The organism is Candidatus Methylobacter oryzae, assembly GCF_003994235.2.
Lineage (GTDB): Bacteria > Pseudomonadota > Gammaproteobacteria > Methylococcales > Methylomonadaceae > Methylobacter_A > Methylobacter_A oryzae.
Map to the genome: position 1 here is coordinate 1 of NZ_RYFG02000066.1, position 13,097 is coordinate 13,097.

At 54.0% G+C, this 13,097-nt stretch carries 9 protein-coding genes; 4 read left to right on the forward strand and 5 right to left on the reverse strand.

What is annotated here, in order from left to right:
- Window positions 1-283: 283 nt before the first annotated feature.
- Complete coding sequence (locus EKO24_RS07110) at window positions 284-3,865, forward strand: hydantoinase B/oxoprolinase family protein (protein ID WP_127029907.1); 3,582 nt, start codon at window positions 284-286, stop codon at window positions 3,863-3,865.
- Here the strand turns inward: EKO24_RS07110 and EKO24_RS07115 are convergent.
- The gene (locus tag EKO24_RS07115; protein WP_127029908.1) at window positions 3,862-4,731 is read right to left on the reverse strand and encodes a M28 family peptidase; all 870 of its coding nucleotides are present in this window, start codon (window positions 4,729-4,731) and stop codon (window positions 3,862-3,864) included. The two genes, EKO24_RS07110 and EKO24_RS07115, sit on opposite strands and share 4 nt — an antisense overlap.
- A gap of 350 nt (window positions 4,732-5,081) precedes the next feature.
- On the opposite strand from EKO24_RS07115, the gene murI reads away from it, so the two are divergent.
- Complete coding sequence (murI, locus tag EKO24_RS07120) at window positions 5,082-5,879, forward strand: glutamate racemase (RefSeq protein ID WP_127029909.1); 798 nt, start codon at window positions 5,082-5,084, stop codon at window positions 5,877-5,879.
- Between the two features lie 127 nt (window positions 5,880-6,006).
- Here murI and mtnC read toward each other — a convergent pair whose 3' ends face one another.
- The 4 genes from mtnC to EKO24_RS07140 are packed head-to-tail and all read right to left on the reverse strand — an operon-like array spanning window position 6,007 to window position 11,448.
- Window positions 6,007-6,699 (reverse strand): acireductone synthase, encoded by a 693-nt coding sequence (gene mtnC / locus EKO24_RS07125; RefSeq protein WP_127029910.1) that lies wholly within the window; start codon window positions 6,697-6,699, stop codon window positions 6,007-6,009.
- Window positions 6,696-7,256, reverse strand: coding sequence for a 1,2-dihydroxy-3-keto-5-methylthiopentene dioxygenase (locus EKO24_RS07130; RefSeq protein ID WP_127029911.1), 561 nt, complete (start codon window positions 7,254-7,256; stop codon window positions 6,696-6,698). The genes mtnC and EKO24_RS07130 overlap by 4 nt, the downstream gene beginning before the upstream one ends.
- Window positions 7,253-7,873 (reverse strand): methylthioribulose 1-phosphate dehydratase, encoded by a 621-nt coding sequence (locus tag EKO24_RS07135; RefSeq protein ID WP_127029939.1) that lies wholly within the window; start codon window positions 7,871-7,873, stop codon window positions 7,253-7,255. The genes EKO24_RS07130 and EKO24_RS07135 overlap by 4 nt, the downstream gene beginning before the upstream one ends.
- Window positions 7,874-7,932: 59 nt before the next feature.
- Entirely contained in the window at window positions 7,933-11,448 is a 3,516-nt protein-coding gene (locus tag EKO24_RS07140) for an EAL domain-containing protein (RefSeq protein ID WP_161990581.1), read from the reverse strand.
- Between the two features lie 214 nt (window positions 11,449-11,662).
- Here EKO24_RS07140 and EKO24_RS07145 point away from each other — a divergent pair, with 214 nt between their 5' ends.
- Entirely contained in the window at window positions 11,663-12,670 is a 1,008-nt protein-coding gene (locus EKO24_RS07145) for a DUF475 domain-containing protein (RefSeq protein WP_127029913.1), read from the forward strand.
- 128 nt (window positions 12,671-12,798) lie between these two features.
- Window positions 12,799-13,097, forward strand: a 299-nt coding sequence (locus tag EKO24_RS22830; RefSeq protein ID WP_206667228.1) for a hypothetical protein, incomplete at its 3' end; no start/stop codon positions are given.

Consider the following 13,097-nt stretch of genomic DNA (forward strand, 5'->3'; position numbering starts at 1 on the left):
AGCAAAGCATTCGTTCATATCGCCATGATTAATTTGATGCTGACCAGGCTGTCCTCGGGGAAGGTATCAAACTTTTAAAACACGCACTAAGGAACGAGACGCATTGCTCGCGATTGATGCTGCTGCAAGAAACTCATAGAAGCAAATTCTCCTTGCACTCGTCTTATATAATAGCACCCACTATTTGGAGCGAACGCAATCCAATCCGGCTGTGAATAGCCGACCGCACCGCACCAAACAACAAAACTCCCAATCCGCAATTTTTTAACGAGGTTCACCCACCATGTCCCGCTGGCAATTTTGGATCGATAGAGGCGGCACTTTTACCGATATTGTCGCACGCACGCCGGACGGGCGAATCGTCTCGCGCAAGCTGCTGTCGGACTCCCCGGAGCATTACAGGGACGCGGCTTTGCACGGCATACGCGGCATTTTGTGTGTGCCTGACGGCGAGCCGCTGGACGGAGCTATCGACAGCGTTAAAATGGGCACGACGGTCGGCACCAATGCTTTGCTGGAGCGCAAAGGCGAGCCGGTCGCGCTGGTGATTAACCGAGATTTCAAGGATTGCCTGCGCATCGGCTACCAGAACCGGCCGGATATTTTCGCGCTGGACATTCGCCGGCCGGAGCCGTTATATCAAACCGTCGTTGAAATCGACGCCCGAGTCGGCGCCGACGGCGAGGTGTTGCAAGAACTCGATACCGAACAGGCCGAGCGCGCGTTGCAGGAACTGCACGACCAAGGCATACGGGCGTTGGCGATTGTGCTAATGCACGCCTGGCGTTATCCGCAACACGAACTGGCGTTGGCCGAAATCGCCGGGCGCATCGGCTTCAAGCAAATTTCGCTGTCGCACCAGGTCAGCCCGCTGCCGAAAATCGTCGGCCGCGGCGATACCAGCGTCGTCGATGCTTATCTGTCGCCGGTGCTGCGCCGTTACGTCGATCAGGTCGAACAGGGCTTGGGCGATGTCCGGCTGCTGTTCATGCAATCCAACGGCGGGCTGGTGCGGGCGGACGCGTTTCAAGGCAAGGACAGTATTCTGTCCGGTCCTGCCGGCGGCATGGTCGGCGCGGTCGCCGTGGCAGAGCGCGCGGGTCTTAAAAAAATCATCGCGTTCGACATGGGCGGCACTTCGACCGACGTCGCGCATTACGCCGGCGAGCTGGAGCGGACGTTCGACACCGAGGTGACCGGCGTGCGCATTCGCGCGCCGATGACGGCGATCCATACCGTCGCCGCCGGGGGCGGTTCGATTCTGCATTTCGACGGCTTGCGCTACCGGGTCGGCCCGGATTCGGCCGGCGCTAATCCGGGGCCGGCTTGTTACCGGCGCGGCGGGCCGTTGACGGTGACCGACGCCAATCTGCTGCTCGGTAAGCTGCCGAATTTTCCGGCGGTGTTCGGTCCCGACGGCAACCTGCCGCCCGACGATGATCGCGTCCGGCAATTGTTTAATGAATTGGCCGAACGCATCCGGGCGGCGACCGGCGACCCTCGCACGCCGGAACAAGTCGCCGAAGGTTTTCTGGCGATTGCGGTCGAAAATATGGCCGAGGCGATCAAGAAAATCTCGGTGCAAAAAGGCTATCACCTCGGCGAATACGCGCTGTGTTGCTTCGGCGCGGCCGGCGCGCAGCACGCGTGCTTGTTGGCCGAGCGTTTGGGCATGCAAACCGTGCTGCTGCATCCGTTGGCCGGCGTGTTGTCGGCTTACGGTATGGGACTGGCCGATTTTCGGGTATTGAAGCAACAAGCTTTGGAACGGCTGTGGCATGACGTCGGTTTCGATGAATTGGAACAGCGCTTTGCCGGACTAGAACAACAAGCCCGCGCGGCACTACGCGAGCAAGGCTTGCCGGAACAGGCCGTGACTTGCCAGCGGCGGCTGGCGTTGCGTTATCAAGGCACCGATACCGCGCTGACGGTCGATTTTGAAGGGCCTGCCCAAATCCTCAACCGCTTCGAAAGCAAATACCGCCAGCAGTTCGGCTTTTGCTACCAAAACCGGCCGTTGTTGGTCGCGTCGCTGCAAGTCGAAGGCATAGCCAGCGAGCCGCAACCGGACGATGTTTTTGCCAACGATACCAACAACCGCAGCGGCCAAGCGCACGGCATGACCCGCGTATTCAGCCGGAATGCTTGGCATGACGCGCCGATGTACCGCCGTGAGCAACTAAAATTCCGGCAGACTGTTACCGGCCCCGCGATTGTGCTCGAACCCATTTCAACGATCGTTATCGAACCGGGCTGGCAAGGCACGTTGCAAACCGGCGGCGATTTGCTGCTGACCCGGCATATCGACGTTGATGCGCAGACGTTCAGTACCCAGGTCGATCCGGTGCTGTTGGAGATTTTCAACAAGCGCTTCATGTCGGTCGCCGAGCAAATGGGCTTTGTGCTGCAAAACACCGCGCATTCGGTCAACATCAAGGAGCGGCTGGATTTTTCCTGCGCGCTATTCGACGCGGACGGTAATTTGATCGCCAACGCGCCGCATATCCCGGTGCATATCGGTTCGATGAGCGAAAGCGTCAAAGCACTGTTGCAGCAGCATGGCGACGGCTTCGAGCCCGGCGATGCGTATTTGCTGAACTCGCCGTATGCCGGCGGCACGCATCTGCCCGACATCACCGTGGTCACGCCGGTATTCGGCGATGATCGCCGCTTGCTGTTTTTTGTCGCTTCGCGAGGGCACCACGCCGACATCGGCGGCATTTCGCCCGGCTCGATGCCGGCCGGCAGCCGCCATATCGACGACGAAGGCGTGATTAGCGCCGGGCTGAAAATATTGTCCCGGAACGAATTGCAGGAAGCCGTGATTCGCGACTGGCTAAGCAGCAACCGCAACCCGGCCCGTAATCCCGAGCAAAACCTGGCCGACCTGCAAGCGCAAATCGCCGCGAATCAAAAAGGCGCGCAGGAATTGCTGGCGATGATCGAAGCATATTCGCAGCCGGTGGTGCTGGCGTATATGCGGCATGTACAGGATCATGCTGAAGCTTGCGTGAAGGCATTGTTGCAACGGTTGGACGAGGGCCGTTTCGAATACGAATTGGATCAGGGCCAGAAAATTGCGGTTGCTGTGACGATCGACCGCAATGTGCACCGCGCCCGGATCGACTTTACCGGCACATCGCCGCAATCGGATAACAACTTCAACGCGCCGGCTGCGATTTGCAAAGCGGCGGTGCTATACGTGTTCCGCACCTTGCTACAAGACGACATTCCGTTGAATGCCGGTTGCCTGAAACCGCTGGATATTATTATCCCTGAAGGTTGTTTGTTGAATCCGCAGTATCCGGTAGCGGTCGTGGCCGGCAATGTCGAAACCTCGCAATACATCGTCGATGCGCTGTACGGCGCGTTGGGCGTGCTGGCCGGTTCGCAAGGCACGATGAATAATTTCACGTTCGGCAACGAGCGTTACCAATATTACGAAACCATTTGCGGCGGCGCGGGCGCGGGCAACGGTTTCGACGGCGCCGACGGCATCCACACGCACATGACCAATTCGCGGATGACCGATCCGGAAATTCTGGAGCAGCGTTTTCCGGTGCTGTTGCGGGAATTTGCGATTCGCCACGGCAGCGGAGGCGTAGGCCGTTATCGCGGCGGCGACGGCGTGGTCAGGCGCATCGAGTTTCGCGAAGCGATGAGCGCCGGCATTTTGTCGAGCCACCGAATTAAGCCGCCGTTCGGCTTAAACGGCGGTGCGCCGGGTGCATTGGGAGTAAATAGCTTGATTCGGGCCAACGGCAACGTCGAAACATTGTCCGGCTGTGTTGAAGTTAAGGTCGAAACCGGCGATGCGGTTGTGATCGAAACGCCGGGCGGAGGCGGTTACGGCCGGGGCGATTAACAGTTTGCGTTTGCCAGCTTGCATAGCATCAGGAACAGGCCGTTGGTCACTTCCGCGAACGATGCATATTCGAGCTTGTCCGGCGTATCCTGCGAGGTATGGTAGTAGGGGTAGCGGTAGTTCGCGGTATCGGTCACCATCAACGCTTTATAGCCGTGCCGCCAGAACGACTGATGATCGCTCAGCGCGATTCCCGGTATCACCGGTAGCGCGGCAATGGATTCCACCGGAAAGTCGGTTGACGCCCTGAACGCTTGAATACATTCCTGCATGATCTGTTTGGACTTTAAGTTGGAAGCAAAAGCGATGAAATTGCCGGTGTCGGGATAAAAATACTTCAGGAACGGCGGATAGGATTGACTGCCGTGTTGTTTCCGATAATAGCCGATCGTCTCCAGCGAAATCATGAAGCGGATCGGGTCGCCGTTTTGCTTGGCATTTCTGGCGTAGACCATGCTGCCCATGTTAGCCCAGAAGAAAAAAGGCGGCTCTTCGTTGACGAACGCGACAAAACGCAACGTGGTTTCAGGCACAACATCCTTGAACAGCCGGGAAAGTTCTAACAGTGCAGCAACGCCGCTGCCGTTATCGTTGGCGCCCGGGCTGCCTGAAACCGAATCGTAATGGGCGCCGATCAGTATCATATCGTCGCTACGGCCGCGGCGGGTTATTTCAAGATTGGCGCATTCAATGCCGTGCGAGATATAAGTGCGTCTGCGGACCGCATAACCTTGCTGCTCCCACTGCCGGGTAATATAAACTTCCGCATCGTACAGCGCTTCGATATGAAAAACATTATGTTCGCCGATTTTTCCGGCGAGCTCATCAACATGCGCGCGCAGGTGCTCTGTCAAAATTTCATTCATGTTTTCGCCGGTAAAGTTAAAAGTCCAGTGTTCGGGGCTGGCTATTCCAATCCCCGTTTTGGAATTACAGTACTGATTACTGGTCAGTGAAACAATGCGTAGGAATGCCTATGCCGCAGCGCATAGCTAAGACTTTTGATAAGGCTCCAACGGAATCACGACCATGTATAATGTATATTTTTGCAGAATCAAAGCTATTTGAACGTGAGATAGTGGACAAAAAATCAATGAGAGGGCGGTTTAACAACCGAGCCAAGGACAGTTTGAATTCCAGCAACACGGCAGCGGCCATTCTGTGGGTATTTGTTTTCCCGATACCCTACCTAAAAATCCCCGTTATTGCCTAAAACATGAATCCGGCAAATCCGATTGGCGTATTCGACTCAGGCGTTGGCGGCTTGTCCGTACTGCACGAGATTCGCAGGGCATTGCCGGGCGAGGATTTGTTGTACGTGGCCGATTCGGGGCACGCGCCGTACGGCGATAAATCCCGGCAATTTATCGAAGCCCGCTCGCTTGCAATTACCGAGTTCCTGGTAAGCCGGCATGCCAAAGCCGTTGTCGTTGCCTGCAATACCGCGACCGGCGCGGCAGTGACAACATTGCGCGCAAAATTCCTGATGCCGATTATTGCGATGGAACCGGCGGTTAAACCGGCGGCGGAAAACACGCGATCGGGCGTTATCGGCGTGATGGCGACCAGCCGGACATTGGTCAGCGATAATTTCGTTAAGCTGTTCGCGCGCTACGGCGAAGATGCCAGGATTTTGGGGCAGGCCTGTCCCGGTCTGGTTGAACAGGTGGAAGCGGGCGATTTGTCCGGCGACAAAACCCGCTTATTGTTGGAAGGCTATGTGCGGCCGCTGCTGGAGCAAGGCGCCGATACAATTGTATTGGGTTGTACGCATTATCCGTTCCTGGCTCCGTTGATACAGGACATAGCCGGACCGGACGTGACCGTCATCGATTCCGCAGCGGCGGTTGCGCGGCAACTTCGCCGACGGTTGGAAGTGGTTGAGCTGTTGGCCGATGCGGAGAGGATAGGCACGGAATGCTTTTGGACCAGCGGCGTGCTGGATAAAGCCAAGCCGCTGGTTGCGCAATTATGGAAGCCGGATGTTCAGCTATATGAGCTGCCTGCGGGTTAGACCTTCCAGGTTTTTACTGGAGCCGCTCCCGGCAGCTCCAGCACTTCCGCCATCCATGGCAGTCGTAAAACCTGGAAGGTCTGCGTGACACCAAGTATTTGTCGGAAATACCGGTTTTCGCTTACGCTCAAACTGGCTTATTCCGGCCTACGCTGATTTGATCAAAACTATCCACCTGCCGGTGCTCGGCTTGCGGATCGGGCGCGCTGTCCCGGACCAGCCAGATTGTCTGAAAGCCTGCGGCTTTGGCCGCATCCAATTCTTCCTTAATGTCCGATAAAAACAGCAGTTCGCTTGCAGGTAGTCCTAGCTCTGCGGCGATATGATCATACGATTGTTTTTCTTTTTTGCCGCCGATGTGGGTGTCGAAATAACCCGAAAACAGCGGCGTCAAATCGCCGTATTCGGTATGGCCGAACAGCAGTTTTTGAGCGTAAACCGAGCCGGATGAATAGATATATAAATCCAGCCCCGCCTCTTTCCAAACTTTCAGGTTTGCCGCGGCATCGGCATACAGATGGCCCTTGAAATCGCCCTGCCGGTAACCGGCCTCCCAGATCAGGCCTTGCAACGATTTTAACGGCGTGATTTTTTTGTCTTCGTCTATCCATTGGATCAACTGCGCGATGGTCTGCTCCAGCGTTAATTCCGCCCCCACTTCTTTGCAGACGTCGTCGAGCAAGGTTTTCACTTGCGGCTCGTGTTGATGTTTTTGCAGATAGCCGGCCAGATTGGCGCGCGCATACGGAAACAGCACATCCTTAACAAACAGGATCGACGAGGTTGTGCCTTCGATATCGGTGACGATCGCTTTAATCATGCCAGCCCTGCCGCGTATTGATCCAGTGTCGGGAACGATTGGGCGATGTCGCTGCCGGTGAAATCGGCGACCCAGCCTTCCGGCGTCGTGAACAGGCGGATGCATTTGAACTTCGGATTTTCGCCCATGTCGAACCAGTGCGTGGCGTTGGCCGGCACGCTGATCAAATCGCCCTGCTCGCACAACACCGCGTAGACTTTACCTTCGACATGCAGGAAAAACAGGCCGCGGCCTTCGACGAAAAAGCGTACTTCGAAATCAGAGTGGGTGTGTTCGGCCAGGAATTTTTGCCGAAACGCGGCTTTGTCCGGATGGTCCGGATTCAAACTGATCACGTCGGCCGATTGAAAGCCGTATTGCTGTTTCAGGCGTTCGACCGAGTCGTGGTACGCGGCCAGCACTTCGTCCTGGCCGGCATCGGCGGCCAGGACGCAATTGGCGGTCCAGCGTTCGAACTGCACGTCTATCGCATCCAGCCGGGACTGAATCGCGGCAAAATCGGTGTCGGTCTCGCCCAGGTCGGGCCGGTTATCGGGGTAAACGGTTAAAGCGCTCATATTGTTCTGACTCCATGTAGTCTTAATTCACAATCGAATAAATATTCCAGCGCCTCGAGATGGCGCAAGGTTTCCTGGACAGAACCGCCCCAGGTATAAAGACCGTGGCTGGCAATGATATACGCATGGATTGCGCCGTGAGCGTCCAGGTATTGCTCCACTTGCGCGGCCAAGCGGGGGATATTCTGGTCGTTGGCGAATATCGGAATTACCACCCGGCTTTCATGCGTATCGATACCGGCCAAGGCTTTTAACAGTTCGTAATCTTCCAGCACGATTTCGGATTTAAAAAGCCGCGAGGTCAGCGTGGCGTTGATCGAGTGCGGATGCAGCACCGATTGAATTTCCGGGAAACGTTTATACAACGACGTATGCAGCAGCGTTTCCGCCGACGGCTTCTTGCCGTCCAGCGAGTTTGCGTCTTTGTCGATCAGCATGATGTCGCCCAATTGCAGCCGGCCTTTGTGTTTGCCGGATACGGTGATCGCGATGTTGCCGTCGGGCAGGCGCGCGGAAAAATTGCCGCTGGTCGCGGGCACCCAGCCTTTGCTGTCGATGAAGCGTCCGGCTTCGATCAGTTGCGTGGCCAGGTTGAAAAAGTCTTCGCTATAGGTCATGTCGTGAAGGATAGTCAAATATTAGGTAAATCTACGAGCGTCATTATATACGCTAATATCTAATGTTCTTGAGACTGCTTGAATTCTTTCCATTCTACCGATATTTCCCATTCTTGTACCCACGCGGCAAGATCGGCTGCCGGCATCGGTTTGGCAATGCCGTAACCCTGCGCATGATGGCAGCCCATTTGCATAAGAGCAATGCCGTGCTGGACCGATTCCACGCCTTCGGCGATGACCTGGCGGCGAAAAGATTCTGCCAGACCGATAACGCCCTGCACAATCGCCAAATCGTCCTCATCTTCGAGCATGTTGCGCACGAAAGTCTGGTCGATTTTGAGCGTTTCCGCAGGCAGGTGTTTAAGATAACTCAACGACGAGTAACCGGTTCCGAAATCGTCCAGCGCGAACTGTACGCCTAATGTCTGGCAGTCCCTGATAATCTGGGACGTGAGCGTCAAATCGAGCAATGCCTGGGTTTCCAGTATCTCCAGCTCAAAATGAGCCGGTTTGATCGAAGGATAGCGCTCGAATGCGTAATAGAGCTGCAACACAAAATCGTCCGTTTGCAGCGATTTGGCGGTGATATTGACGCTGATTTGTAACTGCAGGCCCAACCGCTGCCAATTTTCCATGTGCTGCAAGGCCTTATCGATAACCCAGGCGTCGAGCCGGGTGATAAGGTCGTGTTTTTCAAGCAACGGCAAAAAATCGCACGGCATGACCAGGCCGCGTTCGGGATGCCGCCAGCGTATCAACGCCTCGGCTCCGAACACGGCACCTTGCTGCATGTCGACTTTAGGTTGGAAAAACAGTTCGAATTCCTCGTTTTCAAGCGCCTGCTCAATGCGGTTTAGCGCCTCGCGATGGGAATGGAGCTGCCGGTCCAGTTCCAGGTTGTAAATATGGAAGCAATTCTTCCCCTCTTGCTTGGCTTGATACATGGCCTGGTCGGCATGCCGCAACAGCGTATCCGGGTCGGTGTTGTCTTCTGGGAAAATGCTGACGCCAATGCTGGCCGATACCGAAACAACCTGATTTCTCAAGTTGACAGGTTCGCTGATGACTTCCAGCAGGCGATGCAAGGTGATTTCGCAATCTTCGACTTTTTCCAGCCCCAACAACAAAAACACAAATTCGTCGCCGCCTAAACGGGCGATCGTGTCGCCTTCGCGTAGGGCGTTTTTAATGCGTAGCGCAACTTCGACCAACAGCTGGTCGCCGGCTTCATGCCCCAGTTTGTCGTTGACAGGTTTAAAACCGTCCAGGTCGAGATAACCCACGGCCATCAAACATTGGTCGCGCTTGGTTTGCGCCAGCGCCAGACGCATCCTGTCACTTAACAGGATGCGGTTCGGTACGCCGGTCAACGGATCGTAATGAGCCATCAGCTCCAGCTTCCGTTCCTGCTCTTTAAGTTGGGTAATATCCGAAGACGTGCCGATGTAATGCGTTATTTTGCCCAACTGGTCGGTAACCGCGGAGATAGTCAGCCACTCGGCAAATATTTCCCCGCCTTTTTTGCGGTTCCAAACTTCGCCGCACCAATAACCCTGTTGGTTGATTGTTTGCCACATTTTTTCGTAAAAGCCGGTATCGTGAAGCCCGGATTTGAGCAAACGCGGATTTTTACCGAGAACCTCGTCGCGCGCATATCCGGTGATGTTGCTGAATGCGGGATTCGTGTCGATAATTCTGCGTTGCATATCGGTAATCAGGATGCCTTCCTGAGTATTGGCAAAAACGCTGGCAGCCATGCGCTGTTTTTCTTCGACCTGTTTCCGTTTATCGATTTCGCGCCGTAAACGCATATTCCATCTGACAATAATAGCCAGCAGCAACAATGCCGCGGCAGAGTAGAGCAGAACGGTTTCGGTTCTTATGCCGGCTTCGTATTTCAAACTCATCCAGCGGTTTTGGATGGCGTCCTTTTCGGACTGGGGAATATCGGCCAGTGCTTTAGCCAGTATGCTCGCCAATTCCGGATTAGCCTTGGTCGCGGCCATGCGGTGGTAACTTTTGTAATTGGTGTCGCCGGAAAAGCTGAGGTTCAGCATGCCTTCCCGCTTAATCGCATAGTTTGCCGAAGCCGCATCGCCGATATAAGCGTCCGCTTTGTTGCTGCTGACCATCGTCAGCGCATCGTGAATATCTTTGGCGAGAACCAGCTGTATTTCAGGATGGTCATGCATTAACAACTCTTGCATGAAGTAGCCTTTTTCCAGCGTGACCTGCTTGCCGTTCAGACGATCCAGCGTACCGATAAAGCCATGGTTGCCATTGCCGATAATAATGGCCGGAGTGTTCAGATACGCTTCCGTGAAAATCAGGAACTGCTCACGTTCAGGTGTTTTATTGGCGTTGGAAAGCATATCCAATTGCCCCTGCTGCGCCATCGTCAATATTTCAGCCCAGGCTTTGTCTTTGACTATGTCGAGTTTTACGCCCAGCCGTTGCTCGATCAAGGCAATATATTCGGCGCTCAGGCCTAGGTAATTGCCTTTAGCATCGACCCACTCGTAGGGCGCGAAATCCCGGTCAATGCCTACGCGAATAACCGGATGCGCTTGCAGCCAAGCCCGCTCCGCGGCAGAGAAATTAAGTTTGGCGGGTTTCGTCTGCCCATAAACAAAACCTTCCAGGCGATCTATCGACGTTGCCAGTCCTAACTGCTTATAAGTGTCGGCAATGCGTTGAAAACGCTTAACGTCGGTCTGACCGATCGGCACGCTCTCCGGTAAAATCATTTTTACCGTTTCCTGCGCCTCGAAGCGCAAATGCTCGGCGGAAAGCCGGCCGTCGGAATTATATTTGCTCAGAACGATTTGGATCAGCTCGTTCTGGTGCTTGAGCGCATAATCCCAGCCTTTCAGCGAGGCGCGCAAGAAACGTTGCACTCTGTCAGGATGACGGGCGATTTCCTGCTCTGTCGTGAACAAGTTGTCGCTCAGAAAATCCACGCCGTAGTTGCGAGGATCGATAATGTTGATTTCAATGCCTTTCTTTTTGAAGTAATCGATCTGGTCCGTCAGGTAACTGACCATTGCATCGGTTTTATGGTTGATCAAGTCATCGGGATTGAGAGAATTACTCAAATGGGTAAACTCATCGGCAGCAATACCCGTTTCATAAAGCATCGCGAGCAGCGGCGCATTGTCGTAATAGTCTTCCATGACCCGTTTGCCCTTAAGCTCGTAGGGACTGACGATGCCGGATTCCTTTAAGGTAAGGTACACCAGCGGGTTATGTTGGAAAATTGAAGCTAACACCACGACCGGCTTGCCGACAAGCCGTTGTCCGAGCAAGCCGGTATCGGCTACGCCGTATTGAGATTCGCCGTTTAAAACTTGTTCAATGTTATTGATCAGGGGAATGCGCTCGCGAATGTTGACGTCCAGGTTTTCTTCGGCGTAGAAGCCTTTCTCTTTGGCCGCGTAATAGCCGGCAAATTGGAAAGAATGTAACCATTTGAGCTGTAAAGAAACTTTTTCGGCAGGTTGCTGCGCAAGTTCCGCTAGTAAAGGCGATGAGCAAAGTGCCAGATACAGTAAAGTAGCCAGCCGAAACAAAATCATAAGCATCGGTCTATGAAAAGTCGTTATTTTAGTGTTTTTGGCATTTATGATACGCCTGTAATTTAATGCTTACGACTTTTCATAAAAATAACCCTTCAAATCGTCGGCAAGTATTCGACGCCAAGATATTGCCGACATTTATAAAGTTGATTTTAAATTAAATACACCTATAGTTGCCTGACAAAAATAACTAATCTTTTTTAGCGAGTACATTATGCAACACTTTCGTCTTTCTTTTTTCGTCACCGCCGTCTGCCTGGCGGCAGCATTTTATTGGGGAGGGCCCATAGGCGCTTTTATAGCGATTATCCTGGGCATTCTCGAAGTCAGTCTGTCATTCGATAACGCGGTTGTTAACGCATCGATTCTGAAGCAAATGGATGAGCGCTGGCAGAAGTACTTTTTGACGTGGGGGATTCTAATCGCCGTTTTCGGCATGCGTTTGTTGTTTCCTATCGTGATTGTTTCGGCGGCTACCGGTATCGGATTTGCGGGCGTGACCGAAATGGCTCTGAACGACACCGCGACTTATGCGAAGCATTTAGAGGAGTCGCACGTGCAAATCGCGGCGTTCGGCGGCATGTTCCTGCTGATGGTGTTTTACTCGTTCATCTTTAACGAAGAGAAGGAACTGCATTGGCTGGGCTATATCGAAGAAAAGATGTCTTCATTCGGAAAGCTGGAAGCGATTGAAATTATCATGGCCTTAGGGCCGCTGTTAATCATGCAACACTATTTGCCGGAGGAAATCCGTTTGGACGCGATGGTCGCCGGCGTTGCCGGGGTTATCTTGTACGTGATCGTGGATAGCCTTGCGACTTTGTTTGAACATGAGGAAGAAGGCGAAGAAGTCGTCGCGGTGCTTAAAAAAAGCGGCATGATGAGCTTCATTTATCTTGAAGTGCTGGATGCGTCGTTTTCATTCGACGGCGTGATCGGCGCGTTTGCGATTACCCAGGATGTAGTCATTATCATGCTGGGCCTGGCTATCGGCGCGATGTTTGTACGAAGCCTGACGGTTTACCTGGTGCGTAAAGGCACTTTGGATGAATACGTGTTTTTGGAGCATGGCGCGCATTACGCGATTGGCGTGTTGGCGGGCATTATGCTGGTTAGCATGACCCACCATATTCCTGAGGTGGTAACCGGTTTGACCGGAGCGTTTTTGATCGCATTATCGGTTATTTCATCAATCCGTTACCGCCGGAAACAGGAAGCCTGATTTTTTAGGCGGGCTGGAAGGAAACGCCGGTTCTCGTCGATGCTCGAACCGGCTTTCCGGCCTACGCTTAATAACTGATGTTACGCAGTTAGTCGCATTAATTAATGTGTCGCTAGCGCGACGATTATTTGAATCGGGTTCTCGCACCCGAAGGCAAGATACTTTCTTTTGCTCCGCCAAAACGCGGCAAACGGGATTTAATCCATCCGTCGGCACTCACCTTCCGCTCGTCCCCAGATGTAGGCCGGAATACCCACAGGGCACAAGTAAGGCCGCCCGGCGACAGCAAGGGCGGACGTTTCCGGCAACCGGAACTGGCGTTATGCGGAGAACAGCCCGATAGTCAGACCTTCCAGGTTTTACGACTGCCATGGATGGCGACCGAGACTGCTCCCGGCAGTCCTCGGCATTTCCTCCATCCATGGAG

Excerpts from the sequence above, each read along its gene's own strand:
- EKO24_RS07115 (WP_127029908.1), bottom strand. The coding sequence starts at position 4,731 with ATGAATGAAATTTTGACAGAGCACCTGCGCGCGCATGTTGATGAGCTC.
- EKO24_RS07130 (WP_127029911.1), bottom strand. The coding sequence starts at position 7,256 with ATGAGCGCTTTAACCGTTTACCCCGATAACCGGCCCGACCTGGGCGAG.
- EKO24_RS07135 (WP_127029939.1), bottom strand. The coding sequence starts at position 7,873 with ATGACCTATAGCGAAGACTTTTTCAACCTGGCCACGCAACTGATCGAA.
- EKO24_RS07140 (WP_161990581.1), bottom strand. The coding sequence starts at position 11,448 with ATGATTTTGTTTCGGCTGGCTACTTTACTGTATCTGGCACTTTGCTCA.
- mtnC (WP_127029910.1), bottom strand. The coding sequence starts at position 6,699 with ATGATTAAAGCGATCGTCACCGATATCGAAGGCACAACCTCGTCGATC.
- EKO24_RS07145 (WP_127029913.1), top strand. The coding sequence starts at position 11,663 with ATGCAACACTTTCGTCTTTCTTTTTTCGTCACCGCCGTCTGCCTGGCG.
- EKO24_RS07110 (WP_127029907.1), top strand. The coding sequence starts at position 284 with ATGTCCCGCTGGCAATTTTGGATCGATAGAGGCGGCACTTTTACCGAT.
- murI (WP_127029909.1), top strand. The coding sequence starts at position 5,082 with ATGAATCCGGCAAATCCGATTGGCGTATTCGACTCAGGCGTTGGCGGC.